The 24,692-nt window shown below is 61.7% G+C and carries 23 protein-coding genes and 1 pseudogene; 11 read left to right on the forward strand and 13 right to left on the reverse strand.

Features of this window, described 5'->3' with window-relative positions:
* Positions 1-596: 596 nt before the first annotated feature.
* The gene (locus ACR3FF_RS08835; protein WP_458187628.1) at positions 597-1,571 is read right to left on the reverse strand and encodes an aldo/keto reductase; all 975 of its coding nucleotides are present in this window, start codon (positions 1,569-1,571) and stop codon (positions 597-599) included.
* A gap of 363 nt (positions 1,572-1,934) precedes the next feature.
* Here ACR3FF_RS08835 and ACR3FF_RS08840 point away from each other — a divergent pair, with 363 nt between their 5' ends.
* Positions 1,935-2,564, forward strand: a complete 630-nt coding sequence (locus tag ACR3FF_RS08840) for a response regulator (protein ID WP_458187629.1) — start codon at positions 1,935-1,937, stop codon at positions 2,562-2,564.
* A gap of 182 nt (positions 2,565-2,746) precedes the next feature.
* Positions 2,747-4,126, forward strand: a pseudogene (locus ACR3FF_RS08845) (PAS domain S-box protein); the annotation flags it as partial.
* 66 nt (positions 4,127-4,192) lie between these two features.
* Here ACR3FF_RS08845 and ACR3FF_RS08850 read toward each other — a convergent pair.
* Positions 4,193-5,233 (reverse strand): enolase-like domain-containing protein, encoded by a 1,041-nt coding sequence (locus ACR3FF_RS08850; protein WP_458187630.1) that lies wholly within the window; start codon positions 5,231-5,233, stop codon positions 4,193-4,195.
* A gap of 245 nt (positions 5,234-5,478) precedes the next feature.
* Between ACR3FF_RS08850 and ACR3FF_RS08855 the strand changes: the two genes are divergently transcribed.
* Positions 5,479-6,975, forward strand: coding sequence for a cryptochrome/photolyase family protein (locus ACR3FF_RS08855; protein ID WP_458187631.1), 1,497 nt, complete (start codon positions 5,479-5,481; stop codon positions 6,973-6,975).
* A 32-nt stretch (positions 6,976-7,007) separates the two neighbouring features.
* Here the strand turns inward: ACR3FF_RS08855 and ACR3FF_RS08860 are convergent, their stop codons facing one another.
* Together ACR3FF_RS08860 and ACR3FF_RS08865 are read right to left on the reverse strand one after the other, a co-directional pair.
* Positions 7,008-7,799 (reverse strand): HAD-IIA family hydrolase, encoded by a 792-nt coding sequence (locus tag ACR3FF_RS08860; protein WP_458187632.1) that lies wholly within the window; start codon positions 7,797-7,799, stop codon positions 7,008-7,010.
* 182 nt (positions 7,800-7,981) lie between these two features.
* Positions 7,982-8,416 (reverse strand): DUF7960 family protein, encoded by a 435-nt coding sequence (locus ACR3FF_RS08865; protein WP_458187633.1) that lies wholly within the window; start codon positions 8,414-8,416, stop codon positions 7,982-7,984.
* An 80-nt stretch (positions 8,417-8,496) separates the two neighbouring features.
* Here ACR3FF_RS08865 and ACR3FF_RS08870 point away from each other — a divergent pair, with 80 nt between their 5' ends.
* Positions 8,497-10,134 carry a potassium channel family protein gene (locus ACR3FF_RS08870; RefSeq protein WP_458187634.1) on the forward strand — a complete coding sequence of 546 codons (1,638 nt, stop codon included), beginning with the start codon at positions 8,497-8,499 and terminating at the stop codon, positions 10,132-10,134.
* On the opposite strand, the gene ACR3FF_RS08875 is transcribed toward ACR3FF_RS08870, so the two are convergent.
* The 4 genes from ACR3FF_RS08875 to ACR3FF_RS08890 form a co-directional block, all read right to left on the reverse strand.
* Positions 10,135-10,701 (reverse strand): DUF998 domain-containing protein, encoded by a 567-nt coding sequence (locus tag ACR3FF_RS08875; RefSeq protein ID WP_458187635.1) that lies wholly within the window; start codon positions 10,699-10,701, stop codon positions 10,135-10,137.
* Positions 10,702-10,739: 38 nt separating this feature from the next.
* Complete coding sequence (locus tag ACR3FF_RS08880) at positions 10,740-12,212, reverse strand: stage II sporulation protein M (RefSeq protein ID WP_458187636.1); 1,473 nt, start codon at positions 12,210-12,212, stop codon at positions 10,740-10,742.
* A gap of 20 nt (positions 12,213-12,232) precedes the next feature.
* Complete coding sequence (locus tag ACR3FF_RS08885) at positions 12,233-13,081, reverse strand: hypothetical protein (RefSeq protein ID WP_458187637.1); 849 nt, start codon at positions 13,079-13,081, stop codon at positions 12,233-12,235.
* A gap of 283 nt (positions 13,082-13,364) precedes the next feature.
* Positions 13,365-15,170 (reverse strand): bacterio-opsin activator domain-containing protein, encoded by a 1,806-nt coding sequence (locus ACR3FF_RS08890; RefSeq protein ID WP_458187638.1) that lies wholly within the window; start codon positions 15,168-15,170, stop codon positions 13,365-13,367.
* A gap of 380 nt (positions 15,171-15,550) precedes the next feature.
* Here ACR3FF_RS08890 and ACR3FF_RS08895 point away from each other — a divergent pair, with 380 nt between their 5' ends.
* The 7 genes from ACR3FF_RS08895 to ACR3FF_RS08925 all read left to right on the forward strand — a co-directional run bounded on the left by ACR3FF_RS08895 (position 15,551) and on the right by ACR3FF_RS08925 (position 21,126).
* Entirely contained in the window at positions 15,551-16,534 is a 984-nt protein-coding gene (locus ACR3FF_RS08895; protein ID WP_458187639.1) for a DUF3179 domain-containing protein, read from the forward strand.
* A gap of 73 nt (positions 16,535-16,607) precedes the next feature.
* Positions 16,608-17,951, forward strand: a complete 1,344-nt coding sequence (locus ACR3FF_RS08900; protein WP_458187640.1) for an MmgE/PrpD family protein — start codon at positions 16,608-16,610, stop codon at positions 17,949-17,951.
* 282 nt (positions 17,952-18,233) lie between these two features.
* On the forward strand, positions 18,234-18,557 hold the full coding sequence (locus ACR3FF_RS08905; protein ID WP_458187641.1) for a hypothetical protein: 324 nt from the start codon (positions 18,234-18,236) through the stop codon (positions 18,555-18,557).
* A 759-nt stretch (positions 18,558-19,316) separates the two neighbouring features.
* Positions 19,317-19,538: a hypothetical protein gene (locus tag ACR3FF_RS08910; protein WP_458187642.1), complete on the forward strand. Its 222-nt coding sequence runs from the start codon at positions 19,317-19,319 to the stop codon at positions 19,536-19,538.
* Between the two features lie 33 nt (positions 19,539-19,571).
* Positions 19,572-20,147 carry a hypothetical protein gene (locus tag ACR3FF_RS08915; RefSeq protein WP_458187643.1) on the forward strand — a complete coding sequence of 192 codons (576 nt, stop codon included), beginning with the start codon at positions 19,572-19,574 and terminating at the stop codon, positions 20,145-20,147.
* A gap of 3 nt (positions 20,148-20,150) precedes the next feature.
* Entirely contained in the window at positions 20,151-20,636 is a 486-nt protein-coding gene (locus ACR3FF_RS08920) for a hypothetical protein (protein ID WP_458187644.1), read from the forward strand.
* 301 nt (positions 20,637-20,937) lie between these two features.
* Entirely contained in the window at positions 20,938-21,126 is a 189-nt protein-coding gene (locus tag ACR3FF_RS08925) for a DUF8147 domain-containing protein (RefSeq protein ID WP_458187645.1), read from the forward strand.
* A 31-nt stretch (positions 21,127-21,157) separates the two neighbouring features.
* Here the strand turns inward: ACR3FF_RS08925 and ACR3FF_RS08930 are convergent, their stop codons facing one another.
* From ACR3FF_RS08930 to ACR3FF_RS08950, 5 genes are all read right to left on the reverse strand, one after another.
* Positions 21,158-22,429, reverse strand: coding sequence for a DUF7405 family protein (locus ACR3FF_RS08930; RefSeq protein WP_458187646.1), 1,272 nt, complete (start codon positions 22,427-22,429; stop codon positions 21,158-21,160).
* Positions 22,430-22,438: 9 nt separating this feature from the next.
* Positions 22,439-22,780 carry a DUF7344 domain-containing protein gene (locus ACR3FF_RS08935; RefSeq protein ID WP_458187647.1) on the reverse strand — a complete coding sequence of 114 codons (342 nt, stop codon included), beginning with the start codon at positions 22,778-22,780 and terminating at the stop codon, positions 22,439-22,441.
* Between the two features lie 86 nt (positions 22,781-22,866).
* A complete protein-coding gene (locus ACR3FF_RS08940) occupies positions 22,867-23,961 on the reverse strand; it encodes a tyrosine-type recombinase/integrase (protein ID WP_458187648.1) in 1,095 nt (364 codons plus the stop codon).
* A complete protein-coding gene (locus ACR3FF_RS08945; protein ID WP_458187649.1) occupies positions 23,958-24,098 on the reverse strand; it encodes a hypothetical protein in 141 nt (46 codons plus the stop codon). Before ACR3FF_RS08945 ends, ACR3FF_RS08940 begins: the two co-directional genes overlap by 4 nt.
* Positions 24,099-24,135: 37 nt before the next feature.
* Positions 24,136-24,453 carry a HalOD1 output domain-containing protein gene (locus ACR3FF_RS08950; RefSeq protein WP_458187650.1) on the reverse strand — a complete coding sequence of 106 codons (318 nt, stop codon included), beginning with the start codon at positions 24,451-24,453 and terminating at the stop codon, positions 24,136-24,138.
* Positions 24,454-24,692: the final 239 nt, after the last annotated feature.

Here is a 24,692-nt window from a genome sequence, read left to right on the forward strand (position 1 = left end):
GCGACCGATTCCTGTTACGTGGGGAGACAGGGGCACGAGCGGAGTGGTCGTTGTTTTCGGCGACGCACAATCTGCTGAAACTGTGGCGGTCCGGCCGGGGGCCGGACGGCCACAAAGTGGTGGACGCGATCGCCGGATAACTGAGCCCGGTTCTCTTTTTTTGTCGACGGCCGAATCGATCCGTCGAACCGTGTAAGAGTATCTTCAGCCGACGTCAGGAGGATTGGTGAGGCAAAATTCTTAGACAGGCTCTTCTAAGTGAGAAATAGACGCTCTGTAGTCAGCACGACGTTTGTGACAGAGGTTCTGCAACTCGTCGAGCCGCCTCGATATACGAGGCACACATCCATCAGAGACTTTCGGCGAAATCCCGCACAACCTGATTGAATCGCTCCGGTTCTTCGACGGTAAGGCAGTGTCCACTCTCCTCGAATAGCTCGAACCGAGCCTCGGGCACGAGACCGGGGTTCGCTCGACCACAGGGACTGATCGCCACTTTTCGTCTGCGCCGGCGCACACGAGCATCGGAACGTCGATACCGGGGAGAACATCTCGATAGTCGATGTCCGCTTACTCGTGCCCTGAACACGAATGCGTTATTCGTGCCCGGACACGCGAACCGGTTCGTATGGCTCTTCGAGGTACGCCATATCACCGGACGAGAGGTCGATGTCGAGGGCTTCGACGGCGTCCTCCAGATGTTCGACGCTGGTCGTGCCGACGATGGGGGCGTCCACCCACTCCTTGTGGAAGAGCCACGCCAACCCGATCTGGGCCATCGTGACGCCCTTCTCGGCGGCGAGTTCTTGTACGCGCTCGTTTATTTCCGTGCCACCGCCCTCGGCGTAGGGGTGTTGGTGTGCGTGGTCGTCGGTCTTGCCGCGGGTCGTGTCCTCGAACTCATCGTGCGGTCGCGTGAGAAAGCCCCGGGCGAGCGGGCTCCACGGGATGACGCCGATTTCCTCGCGGTCACAGAGCGGGAGCATCTCGCGTTCTTCCTCGCGGTAGACGAGGTTGTAGTGGTTCTGCATCGTCACGAAGCGGTCGAGTCCGAGTCGGTCGCTGGTGTGGAGTGCGTCCGCGAACTGGCGTGCCCACATCGAACTCGCACCCAGATAGCGCACCTTCTCGCGTCGAACCGCGTCGGAGAGCACCCGCATCGTCGTCGAGATTGGCGTCTCGCCGTCCCAGCGGTGAATCTGGTAGAGGTCGATGGTGTCCATCCCGAGGCGGTCACGGGAGTCGTCGAGTTCCTGTTCGATGGCTTTGCGCGACAGACCGCCCGAGTTCGGGTCGTCGTCGTCCATCTGGAAGTAACACTTCGTGGCGACGACGCTCTCGTCGCGTCGGCCTTCGAGTGCCTTCCCGAGGATGCGCTCGCTCTCGCCGCGCGAGTACATGTTCGCGGTGTCGAAGAAGTTGATGCCGAGGTCGATGGCACGCTCGATGATAGGCATGCTCTCGTCTTCGTCCAGCACCCACTCGCGCCAGTCGCTCGACCCGAAGCTCATACAGCCGAGACAGATCTTGCTGACCTCCATTCCCGTGTCGCCGAGAGTCGTGTACTCCATATCTCGGCTCTCACGTGCGGATAGGAAAAAACTACTCCACGAAGAAATCCATAGTCGAATCATCATCGGGGATTCTGGCGACCGACACGGAACGACCACCGCGAGACGAACTTCATAAGCGACGAGCGGTTTCGACGGGGTTCTCGTCGGCTATCTCGTGTTATCGGTCCGGATATGCGACGGTGGGCCAGGAGTCGGCGTTCGAGACTCGAATAACAGTAAAAGCGGTTCGGAGTACGGCAAACTTGTTCGGTTGTCGATGTATTGTCGACGAGTCACGATAGGAGAGGACAATAGTCTAGTACCAGACTATAGTATTGATTTTTAGGGGAGTAGTTCTATGTCTGACCAAGAAGTGATAGAATGGAAACAAACATCCGGGTACTGCACGTCGACCCCCTCGACGATACAGGCGTAAGTCCGAGTGAACTCGAGGAGGTACCGGAACTCGCCGTGCGTACAGCGAACGACGAGAAAACGGTTCTCGACGAAGTAACGGGGGGGACTGTAGACTGCATCGTTAGCGGCTACGAACTGCCAGACGGAACCGGGGTCACGCTGCTAGAACGAGTTCGTGACCGACACTCAACGCTTCCATTCGTCCCCTGTACTACCTCCAGCGACGAACGAATCGCGAGCGACGCCATCGCGGCAAACGTGTCCGGGTACGTCCCCGACCAGACTGACGGAGACCGGCTCGGCGAACTCATCAAGGTCGTCGAGCGAGCGGTCGCCGACGCCCGCCAACCACGCGAGCGACTCGACCGCTACAAGTCCATCGTGCAGGCGATGGGCGATGGCGTGTACACGCTGAACACGGAGGGAAAGATGACCGCTGTCAACGACACGTTGACCGAGATGTCTGGCTACGACCGAGACGACTCGTCGGCGCGCACGTCTCTTTCCTCCTGGACGATGCAGACGTTCGCCGGGATGACGAACTCATCCGCGACCTCCTCCGGGGTGGAGAGGACGTCGCAAAGCTCCGGTTGACGCTCAACACAGCAGACGGACGAGCCGTCCCCTGTGAAACGCGTATCGGCCTCCTCACACAGGACGACGAGTTTCGAGGGACGGTCGGGGTGCTCTGTAGCATCGCAGACCACGAGCGCATCAAGACGGCACTCCGGGAGGAAAAACGAAAAATCGAAAAACTCCACGAAGTCGCCTCGGAGATGGAAGCATGCCACACGGTCGACGAAATCGCCGCACTGACCGTCGACGCGGCCGAAAGCATCCTCGAATTCGACATCTGCGGCGTCGATATAGTCGAGGACGGCTACTTCGTCCCCAAGGCGACATCGACGGGGATGACCGACGACGGGTACGACGAACTTCGCGTAGACGAAGGCATCGCGGGCCAGACCTACCAGAACCACGAGACGTACGTCGTAGACGACGTGCGCGAGGAAGCGAGTGCCGTTCCGGCGCAGGTCGAGTATCGGTCGCTCCTGAGCGTCCCAATCGGCGAGGAAGGGGTCTTCCAGGCCGGGTCACGGGAAGTCGGTTCGTTCGACGAAGACGAAGCGGAACTGGCCGAACTACTCGTCTCGCACGCCACCGAAGCGCTCCGACGCATCCACTCGCAGACCGCACTCCGCGAGAGCGAAGAGAAGTATCGGACCCTGGTGGAACAGAGTCACGACGCGATCTACATTTACCGAAACGATGCGTTCGTGTTCGTCAACCAGCGTGTGTGCGAACTCAGCGGATTTTCCCGCGAGGAACTGGCGGGGATGGAAATCTGGGAACTGCTCCATCCCGACGACCGCGAACGAGTCAAAGACATCGCGAGAGAGCGACTGGAGGGCGACAGGTCACCCCACTACGAAGCGCGCGTCGTGACGAAAGACGGCACCGTCCGCCACGTGGAGTTCAACGTTCACATCATCACCTACGAGGGGAAGACGGCACAACTCGGGTCTGCTCGCGACGTGACCGAGCGAAAGCAAAGAAAGGAGGACCTCAAGCGCCAAAACGAGCGCCTCGAAGAGTTCGCGAGCGTCGTCTCGCACGACCTTCGCAACCCGCTGAACGTCGCGCAAGGACACCTCCAACTCGCCAGAGAGAACGGCGACCGCCACCACTTCGAGAAGGCAGACGACGCTTTAGGTCGGATGGGGAGCCTCATCGAGGAGTTGTTGACGCTCGCACGACAGGGACTGGTCGTCAGCGAGACGGAGCCAGTCGAACTGTCCGCGGTGGTTCGACAGGCGTGGGCGAACGTCAAAACACAGGAGGGTAGTCTCACCGTCGATTCGCTCGGGACGGTGAACGCAGACCAGGGGCGACTCCTGGAACTGTTCGAGAATCTCTTTCGAAACGCCATCGAGCACGCGGGCAGTGCGGCGACGGTCCACGTCGGCGCTCTCGACACCGACTCCGCCGACGAAACGAGCGGTTCGGCCGAGTCTCTCGGCGGTTTCTACGTCGAAGACGACGGCCCCGACATCCACCCTGACAAACGCGAGGCAGTGTTCGAATACGGACACACGACGGCCGACCGTGGGTCGGGATTGGGACTATCCATCGTCGCCGGCATCGTCGAAGCGCACGGATGGTCGGTGTCGGTTTGTGAGGGCAGTGACGGAGGGGCGTGCTTTCGGATTCGACTGGAGGGACTACACCGACCGAAATCCTTCGACCGTCGGCGCTTCGAGTGGGCTCGACGGAAGTCCGACGGAAGGGGTGGGGTCGTTGTATCCCCGCGGGGCGACGTCGTTCGGGGACTCTGGATAGAACAGCGACGCGAGCAATTGAATCTGCCCCCGACCGACCCCGAGTTCGAACTGGCCGCCTCCGTACAGTCGGATGTCGTGTCGTTCGCAGTATTCGAGCGCGGCGAACAGTGATTCCACGCTTCCGAATCGGGATGGCTTGACGTTCAGCCACCGCGGGTCGAACGGGAGCGATTCGATACTCTCGATGCCGGTTATCGGTGCGTCCCACGAAATTCTGTCGCGGGCGGTGTCGAGGATGGACGACGTCTCGTCGGTGTACGCCGGGTCTTCGATGACCACGTCCGGCAGGCCGTCACGAACGCGCCGGTAGAGGTGGGGGTCCGGCGACTGGCCCACGTCGGTGTCGTCGTACTGCGCTTTCATATCGACGACGCGAACTCGCCCCGTCTCCGCCAGTTTCGAGACGAGTTCGGAGGACCACTCGGACGTCGCATCGAGTTTGAACGACAGTTCGGGGTCGACGTCGAGCCACAACCGCACTCGTTCGGCACTCGGCGGGTCACCCAATCGGGTGCTGACGACGAATCGAACCGGGAGTGCGGTGCGGTCTAACGCGGTCGGAAGGTCGGTGTCGGCCTGCCTGAGTGCGAGGTCCAGCGCCGCGCTCTCGAACCCCCATCGTCGATAGTGCCGGAAGTCCTCACGGGATGGCCCCTGCGGAAAGAGGTCGCGGCCAGCGAGTTGCGCCGAGAACTCGTCGAAGGTGTACTCGCCCGCGAAATTGAACGAGGCGTCCGCCAGCGCGCGCTGGTCGGTTTCCTCGTAGGTCACGTCTTCCCCTCTCCCGGTTTCTCCAGCACCGTGGAGGGCAATCTCGGTCGTGACGCGCGTAAAGTCACTCGACGTTTCGCGTTCGTGTGTCTCGAACTCGCAAGATTCGATTTCGAGTAGGAGGTCTGCAACTGCCTCGTAAAGGGCCATGGGGAGTGAAACGGTGGGGGCGGAGTTAACTGCCGGGGGGTTCTTTTCGACTGGGCGATGGTTTTCGCGGTCGACGAAACTCGGTTCGCCCTGGCGGTACTTCGACCCGCATCGCGGATACCGACGCGGGACGAGAACGGTTCGCAATCACACTGCCGAAATCGGGTCTCGACCGTCATTTCTCTCGCGCGAGCAGGCTTCCGACGAGCGCGTACACTTTTGTCGCTCGGAGTCGTCCCCGGTCCATGACCGTCTGGGTGCTCGGTGACCAACTGACCACGCGAGTAGGGCCGCTCGCAGAACGACCGGACGAACGCGTACTGCTGGTCGAAGCGCACGAGTTCGCACGGCGAATGCCGTACCACCCACAGAAGTTGACGCTGGTATTCAGCGCGATGCGACACTTCCGGGACGAACTCCGAGAGGCGGGACGAGAGGTCGTCTACCGGAAGTCGGAGACGTTTGCCGACGCGCTTTCGGCCCACTTCGCGCAGTTTCCCGACGACGAACTCCGGTTGATGACCCCTGCGAGTCACGGGGGTGGCGAACGACTCGCCGCGCTCGTTTCGGTTGCGGGCGGTCGACTCGAACTCGAAGACGACGACCTGTTCGTCGTCTCACCGACGGCGTTCGACGAGTGGGCCGGTGAGAGCGAACGATTTCGCCACGAACAGTTCTATCGATGGGTGCGAACGCAGACGGGATATCTGATGGACGGCGAAGAACCCATCGGCGGTGAGTGGAACTACGACGAACAGAACCGCGAGACACCACCGACCGACTACGAGTTTCCGCCCCCGCCGTCGTTCGAACCCGACGAGGTGACCCGCGAAGTCCGGACGGTGGTCGACCGGGAGTTCGAGACGTGGGGTGACCCCGACGGGTTCCGGTGGCCCGTCACGCGCGAGCAGGCACTCGACGCGCTCGACCACTTCGTCACCCACCGCCTCGCCGATTTCGGGCCGTATCAGGATGCGATGTCCGACTCCGAGTGGGCACTGAACCACTCGCTTCTCTCCTCGTCGGTCAACCTCGGACTGGTTCATCCCCGTGAACTCATCGAAACTGCCGTCGACGCCTTCGACGCCGGCGACGCACCCATCAACAGCGTCGAAGGGTTCGTCCGACAGGTGCTCGGCTGGCGTGAATTCGTGCGTCACGTCTATCGCAGATGGATGCCCGAGATGGTCGGTGCGAACCGACTCGATGCGAACCGAGCGTTACCGAGCCTCTACTACGACGCCGACACCGACATGAACTGTCTGTCTCATGCAGTCGATAGGGTGTGGAAGCGCGGTTACAGCCACCACATCGAGCGACTGATGGTGCTCTCGAACTTCGCGCTTCTGTACGGAGTCGACCCACGGGAACTCAACCGATGGTTCCACTTCGGGTACGTCGACGCGTACCACTGGGTGACGACGCCGAACGTGGTCGGCATGGGCGTCTTCGGCACGGACGCTCTCTCGACTAAACCCTACGCCGCCAGCGGACGATACATCGACCGAATGAGCGATTTCTGTGACGACTGTCGATACGACGTCGACGAGACGACTGGCGAGGATGCCTGCCCGTTCAACGCACTCTACTGGGATTTCCTCGCCGAGAACGAAGAACCACTACGAGACAATTACCGAATGGCGCTCGTGTACAGCAACTTCGATAGGAAAAGCGACGAGACAGAAGCGATCCGCGACCGTGCCTCCGAGATGAGAGAGCGAGCGAGAGAAGGCGAACTCTAGACCAGTGTGAAGGCGAAAAAATAGGTCATCGGCTACACCCCGTCGTCGAGAACGTCGGCTATCTCCCCGAGTGAATCGACGACGTAGTCGGGGCGAACCGTCGCCGTTTCGAGGTCGTCCGGCGTCGCCACTCCCGAGTGGACGAGCACCGTCGTCGCTCCGAGTCGTTCACCGAGTGCGATGTCGGTGTCGAGTCGGTCCCCGACGACGAGACAGTCCGCCGCCGAAACACCGAGACGGTCGAGTGCCGCCGCTCCTGCCTCACGAGAGGGTTTCCCGAGCACGTGGTCGGGGTCGCGACCTGCCACGCCCGCAATCGCGTTGAGGATGGCACCCGAACCGGGAACGAGCCGCTGCGATGCGGGAATCGTCACGTCGGGGTCTGTACCGACGAACGTGGCACCGTCTTCGAGCGCCCAGAACGCTTCGGTGAGCGTCCGGTAGTCGAACTCCCGGTCGATTGAGCCGACGACGACGTCGGCGGCGTCGGGGTCGTCACGGAGGATGAACCCACGGTCGGACAGGAGTTCACGGAGATACGTCTCACCGACGACGAACAACTCGCTTTCGGCGTACTCGGCTTCGAGGAACTCCGCCGTGACGAGCGCCGACGTGAGCACCTGCTCCGCGTCGATGGTCACGTCGTGGGCACCGAGTCGTCCGACGTAGTGTTCGGGAGGGTGTGTCGGGTTGTTGGAAAAGAGGAGGAGGTCTATCCCTGCCTCTCTCAGCGTTCGCACACCCGCGCTCGCACCGGGCAGACGGTCGTTTCCACGCACCAGCGTTCCGTCCACGTCCACGATTGCACCTCGATAGGAGGCCATCGGACGGGACGACGCGCCCGAGGGTGTTCAATCGTCCGCCTCTGCGAACGGCACGGAGAGGGGAAACAAAACGGGCGGAGAGTGCCGCGAGACGAGCGACGAGAACGGGGACAGGGATGGGAAACGAGTCCAGAGAGACGGGATACATCTCGGCGAGTCTGGTCCCGTGTTCGGATATAAACTTACGGACGGTCGCCGTCGAGCACCCACTGGACGATTCGTGCTTCCACGAGGTCGCGGTCGGTGTAGAGAGAATCCTCGCCGTACGCCTCGACGACGTCCTCGCTCTTCTCTCGGAGGCGTGATTCGACGCCGTTGTGGTCGGGTTCCTCGCGAGGTCTATCGAGCAAGGTTTCGAAGTCCTCTCGCAGGTCGAACGACGCACGAGCGACGTTGCATCGAGGCAGTGGGCTCATTCCCAGGTCGACCACGAGGTCACGAACGGTGTTCCAGTCGTTCTCACAGAAGTGAATCGACACCTCACCGACGATGTCTCGCCAGGCGATGGGGTCGCCGTGTTTCATCTCCGGGACCGCCCTCGGCGGGAGGTCGATTCGGACGGGGGCGTCCGGTTCGTCACAGAGACAGCACGGTTGTTCAGTCTTCCCGGTGTACACGAAAGAAGGGAAGGGCCGGACGAATAAGTCGATGCCGGACGGCAGAGTAAAGTCGCCCGAATAACACTGCGAAAACGAGAATGAATCCACAGCGGCGACGACGAGCATTCCTCTACATCGGGGCGTTCATCACGGTTCTCGTCGTGTACACGTTCGCCTACTCGTGGGCGATGGCGACGTTCGAGGGAATGGACCGCAACCTCCTCGAATCGTTCAGTGTCGTCATCGAGACGTTCACCACGACGGGATACGGAGAGGACGCCCAATTCTGGGATTCAGTCGGCATGGAGCTACTGATGGTCGCGATGCAGATGACCGGGGTGTTTCTCATCTTCATGGCGTTGCCGCTTTTCGTCGCGCCGTGGATTCAGGAGATGCTTCGTGTGAGTCCACCGACGACCGTGGACGGACTGCAAGACCACATCGTCATCTGTGGGTACTCGCCGCGTGCAGAGACGCTCATCGACGAACTCCAGTCGTGGAACCGTGACTACGTCGTCATCGTCAGAGACCGCGACGAAGCGCTCGACCTGTACGAACAGAACGTCTCCATCGTCCACGGCGACCCGGAGTCCGCAGAGGTACTTCGGAGGGCTAGCGTCGAGCAGGCGAACACGGTCATCGCAGACGCGACCGACGAGCAAAACGCCAGTATCGCACTCGCGGTGCGGGAGGTGTCGGACGACGTGCGCGTCATCAGTCTCGTCGAGAATCCCGACCTGACGAGTTACCTTCACTACGCCGGGGCTGACCAGGTGTTCTCACCACGCCACCTCCTCGGTCAGAGCCTGGCAGAGAAGGTGTCCGCGTCGGTGACAACCGACCTCGGTGAGACGGTCGTCATCGGTGAAGATTTCGAAATCGTCGAACTGTCGATTCAGGCGGAAAGCGAGGTCTGCGGCAAGAAACTCGCTGAGAGCAGGATTCGAGAGAAGACCGGTGCGAGCATCATCGGCATCTCGCGTCGGGGGGAGTTCCAGAGTTCTCCGTCTCCGGATACGATGCTCGACGAGAACACGATTCTCGTCGCGGCGGGCCGGGAAGCGCAACTCGAACGACTGAAAGAGATGACCATCTCGGGCGAGCGAGGCCCCGTCCGTGGGACCGTCATCGTCGCCGGACACGGAGAAGTCGGCTCGACGGTTCGAGAGGCGATGCAATCGACCGCGATGCGAACCATCGTCGTCGACATCGAAGAGAAACCAAACATCGACGTCGTCGGCGACGTGACCGAGGAAGCCACGCTTCGAGACGCCGGAATCGGACACGCGAACGCGCTCATCTTCGCACTCGCGGACGACACCACGACGATTTTCGCGACGCTCGTCGCCCGAGAACTCGCACCGGGCGTCGAAATCGTCGCCCGAGCGAACGAGACCGACAACATCGGAAAATTGTACAGCGCGGGTGCGGACTACGTCCTCGCACTCGAAACCGTCAGCGGACGGATGCTCGCGTCCACGATTCTCGAAGGCGAGGAGATAATCTCGCCCGACAAGCAGATAGAAGTCGTGCGCACGACCGCCCCCCGACTCGCGGGCGAAAGTCTCAGAGACGCCGACGTTCGGTCTCGAACCGGCTGTACCGTCATCGCCGTCGACCGGAACGGCGAGGTCATCACCGACCTCGGCCCGAACTTCGTGATTCAGTCGGACGACCAGCTCGTCATCGCCGGAACCGACGAGGATACGAACGAGTTCGCGGAAATCGCCCAGTGATCAGAGGCGTCGGATAGTACGCACCATCCAGACGACGAGAATCAGCGCGCCGACGGTCTCCGGCAGTGCGAGGCCCGGTCCGGGTCGGAGGCCCGCCGCCCAGACCACCCACGATGTGACGTGGGCGATGCCGAGCCAGAGACTCGCGAGACCGAATCGGGGTTCGCCCGCGAGTACACGTCCGGAACCGAAGAAAAAGAGGGCGTAGGTGAACGCACCGAAGAACGTGACCGCCATCGGCAGGTGGAGGTCGGTTCCGACGGGGAAGACGCCGACCAACCCCATGGCGACGAGAGATATCGTGAGTCCGACACAGCCGACCGTGTCGAGTGCGTTCTCGCGGGTTCTCCAGACGGCCCACAGGGAGAGAACGGACAGGAGACTCCCGGCCACGAGGCCGCCGTTGAACAGCCACGCGGTGGGTTCGCCAGCACCACCGAGTTCCGACAGCGCGTCCATCGTCCACGAAAACGTCGGTGAGAGAACCGTCGCCAGTAGTATCGACCCGAACGCGACGGCCGGTGCGACCACACCGCTGACCTGCGGTACGGTTCGAGTCGAGTTCACGACCTGTCGTTTGGACGAGCGAACATAAACCTACCCACCTACACGAACGCCGAAGCGACCCACCACGTCAAAAACGCCTCGACGAACGCGGCGACGACGAACACCGGAAACAGACCGAGGAGGATGTAGTACGCCCGGACGAGTTCCGCCGCGAGGTCGGCTGCCGACGCCCCACCGCGGACGTACGACCACGCAGAACCGCCGAGATGGAGACCGAGCGCACCCGCGACCGCCAGCGCGGGGATCTCGATGATGCCGTGTGGCACGATGAGAGCGAACGTGAGCGTCGTGTCGGGCAACAGGCCGACGACACCGCCGACGACGGCACCGTTGAACAGGAGCGTGACGACGGTCGGAACGCCGAAGCCGAGGCCGGCGTAGGCCGCCGAGATAGCGACCAGCCAGTTGTTGGCGGTCAGCGTGACGAACACGTCGAGCGGAATCGTGCCGAACACGTTCCCCGATAGCTCCGACCCGAGACGTTCGAGCGCAAACGGACGGGTTGCGAACCAGCCACCGACGCTGCCGACGGCGAACAGGGAGAGTGCGGCGACCACGAGTCCGGGGCAGCCGAGGACGAACGACCGGAGTTCGCTGAGACCGCGTCCCAGTGCACCCCGAACAGACCCCCGACGACGGAACTCGACGGGGGGTTCGTCGAGATACAGCGCCGTCTTCAACACGCCGAGCGTGGGGGCGAGACCGAACGCGAGGACGACGCCGAGAAGCCGCTGGATGCCGAACAGTGAGAACGCGAACGAGGCGAAGCCGAACAGTCCGACGAGACCGACGACGGCGACGACGTAGGCGGCGACTCGGAAGGGATGTCGTCGAACGAAACCGCCACTCCGACGAATACCACTCCGCACGCCGACGTCGTCGACGACGATGGCCTGTGGAACGAACAGAAAGAGGAGGTAGACGCCGAACGCGAGCGGGAACCACGCGAGTATCGCGAAGACGAACAGGAGGCCGGCGACGACACTCCCGGTCGCTGCGAGCCCCCCGAACACGAAGACAGGAGCGGTTACCAGGAGAAACGAGACCACCTGGACGATGCTCAACACGAGGAACGTCCCCCAGTCCTCGCTCGCGCCGGCGACGCCGGCGGGGATGGCTCGCTCGTCTCGGAGCGCCGCCGTCACCGCGTGAATCTGTCCTGCACCCGCGAGTGCGCCGGCGACGAACGAGACGGCGATACCCAACAGTGCCGAGAGCAGGAGGACGGTGACGACTTCGGGCGTGAGCAATCCGAGTATCGCCTCACCGAGTCGTTCGAGTTCGGCGTCGGTCAGTTCCGACCCCGAGAAGTCGATTCGACCGACGGTCGTGACCGCCGCTTCGATTCGCCCCGTTCCGAAGAGAAAGAGATAGGCGAGCGCGACGCCGACCAGTGGTATCGTCTGGCCGATAAGACCGGCGCTGGTTCCAGCGAGGTACACCGGTAACACGGTGGCCGGTCGGGCGAGGAGTACCGACCGGACCGACGAACTCGCGTCGCTGAATTTCATACTCCAATATTTCACTCAGTTTAAAAATACGTGTTGGTGTCGGCGGCGTCCGATTCGTACTCGATGGTGAGAAACTGCGCGCCGAACACCCACATCTCGTGACGTGCTCGGATTCCGTCGCCCGCAGGCCAGACGCGAAACGACTGGTCCATCGGAAGCGAAATGGCCCCGAGAGGAGTGACGAAGTACAACCCCTCGTCGCCCACCCCCGTCTTCGTCGTCAGTTCGATACCCGCCGATTCCTCGCCCCGGTCGAGTGGCTGGATGGACAACACCGTACTCAGATTCGACCACGGGAGCGGGGCCGCGATGTTGACGTAGCGTGTCCCGTCGCTCACGTGGCTCGCGTAAATCGCGACGAAGACGGCAGTGCCCGAATCGTCCGTCCGAACCCACGCCCGAGCGCCGTCACGGGGGTCGTCGCCCCCGTCGACGGCGACGATTCGACTGGTGAGTATCCCGGCTCCACTCGCCCGCGGGCCGGGCAGATTTAGCTGTTCTATCCGACCGGTGAGTCGGGACGCGAGGCCCGCACCCAGCCGAAATCCCGGATGCCACCGCACGCGATACGCGAGGTCGTACTCGACGGTGCGTTCGTAAAACCGTCGGACTGCGGGGTGAATCGTCTCTGGGTCGAAGTCCCGTCGGGCGTACTCGGCCATGTCGTCCATCTCGCCCGAGAGGAGTTCCCCCGTCCTCACGTCGTGACGTCGAAGGTAGTCGGCACCGACCCGCCCACGTGCGAAAAGGGGGCTGAGTGGAACCTTTCGTGTGCGCGCGAACGCCCGAAGAACACGGCGAACCGCGACACCGGCGAGAGCGAGGAGGGCGACGACCGACCACCACCGACGCCCGTTTCGCAGGTTCATGCTACCCGATTGGCCTCCTCGCTATTTCAGTTCACGCCCGCCTCGTCGTTCCGTTATTCGATTCACAATAGTTATATATGGAATTTTTTAGGAAGGTACGAACACCACGGAGACGAAAACACGAGAACCGACCACCCAGGAGACGACACCGCCAGACGAGACGACGTACCGAGATCGCAAACGAACACGTCGACGGTCGTACTCGCTTCGCGCGTTGCTTCCCGGTCCCTACGTGAGATATCCGAAGTGAAAGGCGACGTTCGACCGGACAGGTAGGCCCAACTCATCGACCATCGCGTTCGTCGAACAGTGCCTCGAAGAGTTTCCGCTCGGCGGTGCGAACGTGTTGATGGAGGGTCGGAGGACTGACGCCGAGCGCGTCGGCTACCTCTTCACCCGTGCTCTCGCGTGGCCAATCGAAGTATCCCGAGTAGAAGGCCGTTGCGAGAGAGGCCCGCTGGCGCTCGGTGAGGTCGGTCAACGCCCCATCGAAAACCTCCGGAGTCGTGTTCGAGCGAGATTTCTGACGACGTGAGAGCATCTCTACTGTGGGGTAGGCTTCCCGAATCGCGTCGGTGACGTGTCGCACTTCTGCACTGGGAGGGAGATGGATAGTCATATGGAAGTCTCCTCCCTCGATAACCGCGTCTTTGATGAACCCGCCGTGCGACGCGACGAGCGATACTACGGGTGGTCTGGTGAGCCGCAGTTCGAATCGCGTGTCCTCGCCCTCCTGTTCGAAGAGAGTCACCTCCTTACAGTGGGACAGCTGCTCGACGAGGAGCTCTAACGCCTCGTACCCGTCGTCTCTCACAGTACCGTACTGAAGGTACGTCTCGCCGTCGACCGGAATCGTTCGGTCGATGACGACCGTTCCTCCCGGCGGTTCCGCGTCCTTCGAGATATCGAAGACACGGGGGACGCGAAACTCCATCTCGACGACTTCGTCGCCCATCAGGGCCAGTTTGCGCTCGATAGCTGCTATCGCGTGTCCGGTTATCTCGTCCAGTTGGCCGATAATCTCCAGTTCCTCGTTCGTGAACGCGTTCGGCCGGTCGGTGTAGAGACTCAACACTCCGTAGAGGGTATCCTCGTAGACGATAGGAATCGACACCACCGAGGAGTAGCCGTACTCACGGGCGATGTCGCGCCAGGGCTCGAAATCCGGGTCGTCGAACACGTCCCTCACCACCTGTAGCTCCTGTGTTCGAATCGCCTTCCCGGCCGGTCCACGACCCAGAGCGTCGTCGGCATCCATCGAGAGGTCGGTGTCGTCGAGGTAGCCCTCGACACCGGCCTCGACTCGCGAAGAAACCGTGTCCGTCTTCACATCGACTTCCGCTATCCAGGCGAACGTGTAGGAATCCAGTTCGGCGAGCGATTCGACGATGACGCGCTCTATCTCCTCGCGCGTCGACTGGTCCAACACGCCGTGGGTTATCTCCCGGAAGACGGTGTTCAGATCATCGAGAGCTACGAGTCGTTCGCGCTGTCGGGCGAGTTGCTGTTCGTGTTCTGCACGTTCTGTGACATCTCTGATGACCGAGAGATGCCGGCCAGAGAAAACGTTCGGCGTCGCGGCGTACTCGGTGATTCGTACGGTACCGTCCGGTCTTCGCAGCGGGAACGTCCCGTGCGGTTGGTCTCCGTTTCGGAACGACTCCCACGCACCTTCGAGATCGTACTCGGCCACCGCGAAATCGTCGATAGTGCACCCAAGTAGTTCGTCACGAGGAAGACCGAAGAGTTCGCAGGCCGCCGGATTCGCGGCGACGTACTCGCCGTCGTCGTTAGCGAGAACCATCGCGTCGAACGACTCCTGGAAGATAGCCGAGAACTGCTCTTTCTGTCCTCGGAGAGCGACGTCTTCGTCCTGTTCGCTTCGCCACCATACCCGCCCGCGGGCACCGACCTTCTTGGTTTCAAGTTCGTCTCGTTCGACCAGCGTCGTCAACCGGTCGTACGCCGCGCGTCGCGTACACGCCAGGTCGTCCGCGACTTCACTCGTCGTGAGCGGTGCGTGTAGAGAATCAAGCGTGTCGAAAACGGCCAGCGTCTCCGTGAGATGAGTGGAATCCCCGTCGGCCATAGGCCACGTAGGAACTCGCGGATAGTGATTCTTCCGTTAACAGAAGTGAAATCGGGAGGTCGCTTCCACCGCCGTATCGAACGTTGTCGGGTACGCCGCCGGTACACTCGGACCAGAAACGACGAACGACGTTCGACTCGTATCCGCATCCGAAACACGTCGCCGGATTCGTCCTAATGTGTTAGGGTTCCTTCACACGACGTCAAAACGAACCGTACTGCGTCACGACGATTCACGGGTGAGTTCGACGAGACCGACCACAGCGTTCGAAACCACCCCTCGCTCGACCCGAGGCTCGTACCCGAACGGGTCACGGACGGTCGTCGAGAACGTCCTTCGTTTCAATCGACTTTTCCACTCGGAGTCCGAACCGACGGTCGATGAACGTCAGACAGGTCGTTCCGAGAGACGCCATCCCGAGCGTCGACGACCCGGAGTTCGGGGAGAGATACGAGGGCGATCCGGACGACCTCGTCGTCGTCTTCGAGCCCGAAGACAGGTCAGCGCGGGCCTATCCCATTCGATATCTCCACTATCACGAAATCGTAAACGACGAGGTGGACGGGCCAATCGCGGTGACGTGGTGTCCGCTCTGTGGCAGTGCGGTCGTCTACTCGCGCGAGGTCGGTGACGAGACGCTCACGTTCGGCGTCTCTGGCAAACTCGCCGACGACGACCTGGTGATGTACGACCGCGAGACAGAAAGCGAGTGGAAACAGTCGAGTGGCGAGGCGATTGCGGGAAAACGCCGTGGGAAATCGCTCGACGTCCTCCCCGCCGCACTCCTCCCCTGGGAGCAGTTCCGGGAACGCCATCCCGACGGTATTGTCCTCCGACCGCCGGGCGGCGAGAGCGAAGCGAGCGGACCGGGCGACGAACCGGAGCCGATCGACTACGACGTCGAACCGTACCGGGCGTACTTCGAACGCGACGGGTTCGGCCTGTCCGCCCATCGGGGCGGCGACTCCCGCGAGTGGCACCGCGAGGACATCGGCCCGAAAGCGGTCGTTCTCGGACTGGAGTCGGGCGGCGACGCACTCGGCTTCCCCCTCGCGCACGTCGAGCAGGCCGGGAACGTCGTGACAGCGACCGTCGGTGACCGCGAAGTGGTCGTTTTCGCCGCAGAGGGAATCCACGCCTTCGAGCACCAGGGATTCGCGTTCGAACACAACGAGGGGCCGTACTTCCTGGGCGACGGCACGCGGTGGCACGGAGCGCGGGGCGAGAGCGACGACGGGCGCGAACTGACGCGCCTTCCGGCACGTCGACTGTTCGCGTTCGCGTGGCTGGACGACCACGAGGACGGAACCCGCGATGGCGAGACCGGGGGCGAGGAAGCCGGGTGCCTCTGGTCAGCGGAGTAAGGCGGAGTTTCCTCCTCGAACGGCGTTGAACGCCCGTCGGTGCTTTTGGTCGTTCCCGTTGCAGGCAGGTAGCATGACGACGACTGCCGAGATAGCGGACTTCGTCACGGAGACGGAGTTCGACGACCTGTCTGCAGATACGGTAGACGAACTGAAAAAGCGAATCCTCGACGCGATAGGAATCGCCGTGGGGGCGATGGGGGAGAGACCGGTCGAGGACGTTCGCGCGACGGTCGAAGAACTGGGCGAGGGCGACTGTACGCTCTGGGGGGGCGGCACTGGCTCACCACCGGACGCGACGATGCTGAACACGGCGTACGTCCGCTACCTCGATTACATGGATTCGTTTCTCGCGCCCGGCGAGACGCCACACCCGAGCGACAACATCGCAGCGACGATAGCGTGTGGAGAGTACACAGACCGCTCCGGAGAAGAACTGCTGGCTGGTGTCGGAATCGCCTACGAAGTACAGGGAGAACTCGCGTGGAACGCCCCCGTCCGGGACAGAGGGTGGGACCACGTCACCCACACGGTCGTCTCGGCGACGGCGGGTGCTGCGAAACTGCTGGGGCTGGACCGCGAGGAAACCCGGTCCGCGGTCGGTATCGCTGGCACCGCACACAACGCACTCCGGGTGACACGAACCGAGGGTATCACGGAGTGGAAGGGACTGGCCTCCGCGAACGCGGCCCGGAACGCCGTCTACTCCGCGATGCTGGCGAAAAACGGCGTCGAAGGCCCGACGAACCTCTTCGAGGGGCAGAAGGGGTGGAAACACATCGTCTCCGGCGACTTCGAGGTGGACTACTCGCCGGGCGAGCACGTCCACGACGTGATGACGAAAAAGTACGTCGCGGAGACGTACGCCCAGTCTGCGGTCGAAGGTATCATCGAGTTGGCCAACCGGGAAGACGTCAACCCCGACGACGTGGAATCCATCCACCTCGACACGTTCGCGGGAGCGAAACTCATCATCGGCGGCGGCGAAGGGTCACGGTACGAAGTCGAGACGAAAGCACAGGCCGACCACTCCCTGCCGTACATGCTCGCCGCCGCGCTCATCGACCGGGAGATGACGAACGCACAGTACGACCCCGAGCGAATCCGACGGGAGGACGTACAGGACCTCCTGCGTACCGTCGACGTGGAAGAAGACGAAGCGTTGACCGAACGCTTCGAAGCGGGCGAGATGCCGGCGGTCATCGAGGTGATGCTGGCCGACGGGACGACGTACCAGGTCGAGAAAGACGATTTCGAGGGGCACCCGAACAACTCGATGTCGTGGGAGCAGGTCGAATCGAAGTTCGACCGGATGGCAGAGACGCGATACGACGAGCAGCGACGAGAGGAGATAGTCGAGACGGTGCTCCAGTTGGAAAACCACGATGTAGCCGACCTGGTGGCACTTCTCGACTGACACCGACGACTCACCGAGCGGTGACAGTGAACGACTCCTTAAGATGACGACGCTCGGCGAGAGACGCCACGGTCACCGGTAACGAAACATACGCTGTGAGAAACCCGTGGACGACGAAGTACAGACCCACTCGGGACGATTCGGTACGTCCGCGTCTGTTCGAGCGCTGGCGTCGAGTTCCGATGACTACCGTTCAGGTCGCAGTCGGTAACCTTGATTATGTCCTCGCTGGTCGCCGAATAACAAAGGCCGAGTGTCCCATCTCTCGCGCCGAGAGAGCATATGACCGAACGGGGGGAAAACTGGCGGAGAGAGCGGGGGACGACCCGACATGGAACGAATAGTCGTCGGCGAAAGAACGCGACTCGTCAACTCGTCGTCCTCGGGTTGGTGGCATTTCTGTCGCTCGGCGTCGTCGCGGGCGTTCTCTTCGGTGCAGGCGCTACGACCACCAGCATCGCGGCCGGAGACTGCTCACAGGGCGAAGAGAACGTTGTCTGGCACATCGAACGGTACGGGGGCGGGTGTCAGGACGACGGGTTCATTAGGTATCCGGAAGGCGAACAGATAGACCAGGTCGGCGAACCGCCGTGGGCGCCGTTGTAACTGTACCATCGACTACTATAGGGTACCATCGACTTACGGTAGGTCTGCAAAGACGCTGGCAGCGTTCACCGCCAGTGCAGTCGTACCGACCTTCGGACGACAGTCGTACTGAATTTCACCGGGAGTTGCCGGACTCCCCGTCGATTGCGCACGGTCCGTCGTGGGGAGACGTAACCGCTCTCCGTCGTTGGACGGTGACCACGGACCTCGTAGGTTTTCGGACGTGGTGACTGTTCTTGCTATCCTGGGAACCGGGTCTTCCGACGACCGCGTGGGTACACACGGGCGTTGCAGTGACCGTCGCGGAGAGCGACTGCCCTCTCGTGACACGAGTCGTCACCTCACGCCCCGAGTGCCGCCGGAACGCGAGTCTCAGGAGAGCCTCGTTCGCCGTCGTGTCAGTGTTCGATTATCTACCCCGAGGTTAAGATCTCTCCTCTATCGACTCGTCTTTTCACATTTGTCACGGAATTTGGATAAGCCGAGTCAAAACTATCTGTTGACGTACTTTCACGACTGCCGATTCGATAAATGGCGATAGACTGCAGTTATAACGGGTTCGAGCGGCGGTTCGGTACACGAACTTCGTGATGGACTATCGACCGTTAGAGACCGTCTACCACATCGATAGCCACCAGCTGTCAATTTTCAAACTGTCAATAACAAAGGTAAATACCGGGTTTAGACCAAGTTGCGGCAAATTGCCAGAGTAACAAACGAGGATTCAAATCGTAACGAAGATTCGAACCCGGTGATAGAATGGTGTGGAAATCTAAGACGAGACGTAGCGTAGTCCTCGCAGCGTTGCTCGTCCTGTCGGCGATGAGTGTCGGACTGGTGAACGCGGCGTCCCTCGATGGCACGCTAGCGGGAGAAGACGACAGCGCGGTTCAGGCGAACGGTGACGACGTGTACATCGTCTTCGGGGCGGACACGTCTTCTACCGACCTCGAAACGTGGGTCGAGAACCACGAAGAGTGAGCTCAGGCGAGTTCACAGGAGTCTTCTTCGCAGGTGATACAGTATCAGGACGTTCAGCAGTTGAACGTCAACCAGCAAGGAAACGCGGTCGCGATATCTATCGATGGTGGGAAGGCTGAGGCGATACAGCACACCTACCAGGACAACACGAACACCCAGACGGGTGTCGCAGAGTCCGTGAACGTGAAGAAGGAAACGAAGGAGAAGACGTTCAAAGACGTGAAGAACGTTTACATCGTCTTCGCGGGCGAGACCGGTTCGCGTGAGTTCTCCGGCTGGGTCGTCAGCGACGACTCCTACGAGAGCGAGCAGTCTGCGGACGCGAACGTCGACCAGTATCAGGACGTCGACCAGCTGAACTACAACAACCAGAGCACGGCTGTCGCCATCGCGGAGGGCGGAAGCTACGCTCGGGCGTACCAGCGAAGCTACCAGACGAACGAGAACGTCCAGCACGGCGAAGCGGCTGCCACGAACGTGGGTGATGGCGACTCCCAGAGCGCCAATTCGAGCGTCTGGCAGTACCAGAACATCTCCCAGTTGAACGTCAACGAACAGGGGGTCGCAGTCGCCATCGCGGTCGGCGAGGGCAGCGTCGCCAAAGCGTAGCAGGTGAGCTGTCAGTACAGCGTGAACGAGCAGGTCGGCAAGGCCACCGCGATCAACTTCGACCCGCAGTCGGTCGAGGAGGTCACGGCGTCCGCCGACACGCAGGGTGACTTCTCCGACTCAGACGTGAAGCGGACGAGCGACGACGGCACTCAGTCGAACTCACAGACTGCGTCGGCGAACATCAGCCAGTTCCAGGACGTCAGCCAGCAGAACATCAACATGCAGAACATCAACATGCAGAACGCGGCGATCGCCGTCGCTCTCGACTGCAGTGTGGCGACGTCCACGCAGGTCAGCTACCAGGCGAACTTCAATACACAAATCGCGGAATCGAGCGCTGTGAACGTCAAAGACGGTAGTTACGAGGCCACCGCAGTGATGGACGGAACGGACGTGAATGGCGACAGTTCGTGGGCGGTCAGCTACGACGACGGTGACGAGCAGGTCAACGAACAGTACGCTGCTGCCAACATCACGCAGGTGTAGTACGTCGAACAGCTGAAAGTCAACGAGCAGAACAGCGCGGTCGCCTACGCCGATAACGACGGATCCGCCAACGCAGAGCAGGCCAACTACCAGGTCAACGAGAACGTGCAGGTCGCCGAATCGAGCGCGACCAACACCGACGACCAGCGGCAAGACGACGGGAGCAAGGACGACTCTAGCAAAAGTCTACGACTGGTCTTATAATCGAGCTGTCGAGCGGTCGACGGAACGTTCGGTTCGTTCGACCTTTTTATTCGCGTGCGCCAGAAATCTTACTGCCTTCCGGTGAGTTGCGACGCCCGTGAACGTCAGAGATGTCCTCGTCGAAGTCGGTTTTGCGCTCGTATCGTTTCTCGTCGTCGGCGCACTCGTGACGGAAGTCCTCCGTGAGCGCATCTGGCCCTCCCTGGTCGTCGGGATTCCGGCGGGAATCGTCGCGGGAGTGGTCGCGTTCGCGCTGCTCCACTACTACCGTGGACGAACCCGGTGAGAAGTCGGCGATCGGACCGTCCGAATCCCCGTTATGGACGCACTGTCGGCAGGGAACGGCGAGAACGTGGTGGGAGCAAGAAGTTCCCGCGTCGTTCGACGGTCATGTACTGGAGAATGCCGTTGTTGACGCGCTGGCCGACGGACGAGTTTCCGGCGAGGTCGGTGCCGTTCATCGCCTCGCGGGTCGTCTCGAAATCACGAATCGTCCGCTGAACGGCGACGAAGTGGAGTCCGGCCTCGCCACCGTCGGTGGAATCGAAGTCCCGGCGGAGGATGATCGGTGCGTCGTCTTCGCGTGCGCCGGCGGATTTCTGTGAGTGGCCGACCATGCCGCGCTTGCGAGCGTGTGCTTCCACCTGTTCGATACAGTCGTCGTTCATCTCGCTCGAATCGCCGAGGTTGTCGCCCGCGCCGTCGACCATGTCCTTTTCGGCGTGCACCGGGCAGAACATCTTGGCGACGCGCTGGTCGCGGCTATCCTGTTCGTACCACTGGTCGAGGTGGAGATGAATCCGAGAGACGTGCTGGGTCGTCCCGCCCGTGAACGGTCCGTCCCGAATCGTGACGCGGTCTTCGGTCGCCTGGTTCTTTCGGAAGCCCGATTTGAAGCCCATGTACAGCGGCGACTCCTCGGGGACGGGGTTCGAGTCGGGGATGCCGGACACGTCCTGGTTGTCGGCGGGAAGCCCGTCGCCGACGAATCCGGTCCGGCGGTCGGCTTTCTCGAAGACGTCGGCGAGACCGGTCACGTCAACGCCGTTCAACTCGTCACGGTTGCCGAGCAGTGCCTCTTCGGCCGCCAGCACGAGTTGTGCGTGGTCGCTGGCGAGGTGGACGACGGCGTCCTGGTCGTCCAGTTTCGGGTCTTCGAAGGGGGCGAGTGCCTTCGGTTTCGGCAGGACGTCGCTACCGCCGTTATCGAATCGTTCGAAGTACGACGGCGAGTAACCGACGGTAAAGAGCAATCCGTCGTGACTCCGGCGATAGGCGCGTTCGAGACTCAGGAACGCTTCCTCGACCGTCCGTCGCTCCGAATCGGTCGGCGTAGCGCCAGCCCCGGCGTAGTTCAGAAAGAGGAGGACGTGATGTCGGGGAGCCACGTCGTTGCCGTGGTCGTCCGTGGCGAGGAACTGATTCCACGCGTGCTGGCGCTCTGGCAATGTCGATGGGTCGTCCGGCCCCCGTTTCACGTCGGGCGCTCCACCCCGGTCGAGACACGCCGACAGCGCCGCCGACCCGCCGATGGCGACGGCTGCCTTCATGAATTCGCGGCGGGGAATTCCGCGCGTCGGTTCGGTCATCACCCGAGGCTAGCGACTACGCGAGAAAAGGGGTTCTGGTACGCCCGTCGAAACGAGTTCGAGGGCGAATCGGGCATCGTCGAACTGAGCCCCTTTCGTTACCTCGCCGGCCTCTCTGTCCCACTCTACGTAACCGTAATCTTCCAACTTCGGCAAGTGGACGTTGGTGAGCATCAGTTCGGCGTTTCGCCGCGATTCTTCGTCGGTCTCCTGTGGAATCGCGACGTCGAACTCCTGGGGGTTCTCCGCCAGGAGTTCGAAGAGGATGCGTCGTCGATGCTCGTTCGAGAGCGCGTCGAACGCGGTCGAAAGCGAGTCCGACCGTCCGGTGAGCGAGTCTGGAGCACTCATACCGCTAACCTAGGACGTGAGTAATAAGGGTTCTCTCCCTACGTGGTTGGGGTCCGTTCGAGAGCTTCGGGTGCCGATTTCGACGGTCAGTCCTCCAGAACGTCGTCTACGCGGTCTGCGGTCTCGCTCGCCTGGATGTTCGAATAGCTCTCGTGGGTCGTCGAGATGGAGGCGTGACGGAGCGCAGACTGTGCGAGTTCGGCGTGGCCCGCGCTATAGAGTTGGTGTCCCAGGCCGCGTCGTGCGCCGTGGGGTTTCAGGTACTCGCCGTCGATGTCCAGTCCGGCCTCCTCGCAGAGACGTTTCATGAGGTTGCGCGCGCCGCGGGTCGATATCGCCGGAACGACGATCTCGTGCTCGCGGACCACGTCGTCGATGTCGTTTTCCTCCAACAGTTTCTCGACGTGGTCGTCGTCGTACTCGTCCCGTAATTGCTCGCGTGCGGCCCGATACTTCGAGGGTGCGTGGTCGGTCGGAAACACCGGAAATCGTGGTGTCGGTGGCTCCGACACCCGACGGTAGCGTTCCAGCGCCTCGGCGGCTTTGCGGGGGAGTTGGGCGTACTCGTACTCCCGTGACTTGCCGAAGACGCGAACCGCACCGCCCTCGATGTCCACGTCGTCCCACGTGATGCCGGTTCGCTTCTCGTCACCGGCGTCGCGGAACACCTCCGCGCCGCGCACGCCCGAGAGCGCGAGCAGGCGGACGAGCGCACGGTCACGGTACGCTCGTTCGCGCGAGACGTCGCCGTCGTCGTCCAACGCCTGTTCGACTCGCCGGTCCATGAACGCGAGGATTGCCTTCCGGTCGCGTTCCGACCAGAACTGGCGATTCGTGTCGCCGTTGTCCTCGGGGAGTTCGGCCTGCGCACGAGCGACGGCGGCGGGATTCGTGGAGATGAGTTCGTCGGCCTCACAGAAGCCCAGAAACGCCCGAACGTATGCGTAGTAGGTGTGGGCCGTCGATGCTTTCAGGTCGTCCTCTCGCACCCGTCGTTTGAGGTGGCGGGCGTACCGACGACAGTCGATGACGGCCACGTTTTTAACGTGTCTGACACTTCGCTCTCGTGCGAGCCAATCTGCCCACTGGCGGAGCACTGACTCGGTGTTCGCGCGGTAGTTGCCTCCCTCGATGCTGACGAGGTACTCTTCGATAGCCGCAGTGAGTGGCGTCTCCGTCATGCGAGTCGTGGGTCGAAGATTCCGGCGAGTTCGGTGCCACACCGTGGACACGTCAGTTCCTGCTCGTCCGTCTTGAACCGGCCGACGGGGCCGATGTACCCGCAGTTGGGACACCGTCGAATCGGTAGTTGAATCATCGCGTCTGTGTTTCCGTGGAACGGAAACGACAAAAAGTTACGTTCTTTCGTCTGGCGGGTGGATGGCGATGTGACCGTCGCTCTGGATGAAGACGTGATACCCTTCGAACGTGAACGCGACGTGCCCACCCGTCCGGGGCGAACCGCCGGGTCGCGGTGAGAACAACCCATCCAGGGCGTCGGGGTCGAATCGTTCGTACAGGGGGCCAATCTCCGAGGGATCTTCGCCCATCGCTTCGGCAACTGCCGTCATGACCGTAGTACTCAGTGGTTCCGAATCGGCCCAGTCGTGATTCGTGTGGTACGTCGTTCGATTCGTTCCGGTTCGCCACGCGTTGTTTTCTGATTTGCTCATTGGGAACAACCTCCGTGAGACACGGGACTCGTGTGCGTCTCACATACCACCTGATAAATCATAAACCCCTGTCAGACGATTAACCAGTGAAAGTCATACGGTCGAACGAAATTCCCGAGACGGGGTTTCTGTCCCCGCTTCGGAGTTGTCTTACGTGCCGCAGTCTGGTGATTTTGATTCTCCAGATATCGGACAAAGATAAGAGAGCCGGTGCGTCGAACGGCTGTTTCGACCCTACA

The sequence above is a fragment of the Haladaptatus ordinarius genome, assembly GCF_054177595.1.

Excerpts from the sequence above, each read along its gene's own strand:
- ACR3FF_RS08890 (WP_458187638.1), bottom strand. The coding sequence starts at position 15,170 with ATGGCCGACGGGGATTCCACTCATCTCACGGAGACGCTGGCCGTTTTC.
- ACR3FF_RS08930 (WP_458187646.1), bottom strand. The coding sequence starts at position 22,429 with ATGACCGAACCGACGCGCGGAATTCCCCGCCGCGAATTCATGAAGGCA.
- ACR3FF_RS08935 (WP_458187647.1), bottom strand. The coding sequence starts at position 22,780 with ATGAGTGCTCCAGACTCGCTCACCGGACGGTCGGACTCGCTTTCGACC.
- ACR3FF_RS08910 (WP_458187642.1), top strand. The coding sequence starts at position 19,317 with ATGGTGTGGAAATCTAAGACGAGACGTAGCGTAGTCCTCGCAGCGTTG.
- ACR3FF_RS08945 (WP_458187649.1), bottom strand. The coding sequence starts at position 24,098 with ATGATTCAACTACCGATTCGACGGTGTCCCAACTGCGGGTACATCGGC.
- ACR3FF_RS08940 (WP_458187648.1), bottom strand. The coding sequence starts at position 23,961 with ATGACGGAGACGCCACTCACTGCGGCTATCGAAGAGTACCTCGTCAGC.
- ACR3FF_RS08835 (WP_458187628.1), bottom strand. The coding sequence starts at position 1,571 with ATGGAGTACACGACTCTCGGCGACACGGGAATGGAGGTCAGCAAGATC.
- ACR3FF_RS08895 (WP_458187639.1), top strand. The coding sequence starts at position 15,551 with ATGAACGTCAGACAGGTCGTTCCGAGAGACGCCATCCCGAGCGTCGAC.
- ACR3FF_RS08850 (WP_458187630.1), bottom strand. The coding sequence starts at position 5,233 with ATGGCCCTTTACGAGGCAGTTGCAGACCTCCTACTCGAAATCGAATCT.
- ACR3FF_RS08840 (WP_458187629.1), top strand. The coding sequence starts at position 1,935 with ATGGAAACAAACATCCGGGTACTGCACGTCGACCCCCTCGACGATACA.
- ACR3FF_RS08905 (WP_458187641.1), top strand. The coding sequence starts at position 18,234 with ATGACCGAACGGGGGGAAAACTGGCGGAGAGAGCGGGGGACGACCCGA.
- ACR3FF_RS08860 (WP_458187632.1), bottom strand. The coding sequence starts at position 7,799 with ATGGCCTCCTATCGAGGTGCAATCGTGGACGTGGACGGAACGCTGGTG.
- ACR3FF_RS08870 (WP_458187634.1), top strand. The coding sequence starts at position 8,497 with ATGAATCCACAGCGGCGACGACGAGCATTCCTCTACATCGGGGCGTTC.
- ACR3FF_RS08950 (WP_458187650.1), bottom strand. The coding sequence starts at position 24,453 with ATGAGCAAATCAGAAAACAACGCGTGGCGAACCGGAACGAATCGAACG.
- ACR3FF_RS08855 (WP_458187631.1), top strand. The coding sequence starts at position 5,479 with ATGACCGTCTGGGTGCTCGGTGACCAACTGACCACGCGAGTAGGGCCG.
- ACR3FF_RS08885 (WP_458187637.1), bottom strand. The coding sequence starts at position 13,081 with ATGAACCTGCGAAACGGGCGTCGGTGGTGGTCGGTCGTCGCCCTCCTC.
- ACR3FF_RS08900 (WP_458187640.1), top strand. The coding sequence starts at position 16,608 with ATGACGACGACTGCCGAGATAGCGGACTTCGTCACGGAGACGGAGTTC.
- ACR3FF_RS08880 (WP_458187636.1), bottom strand. The coding sequence starts at position 12,212 with ATGAAATTCAGCGACGCGAGTTCGTCGGTCCGGTCGGTACTCCTCGCC.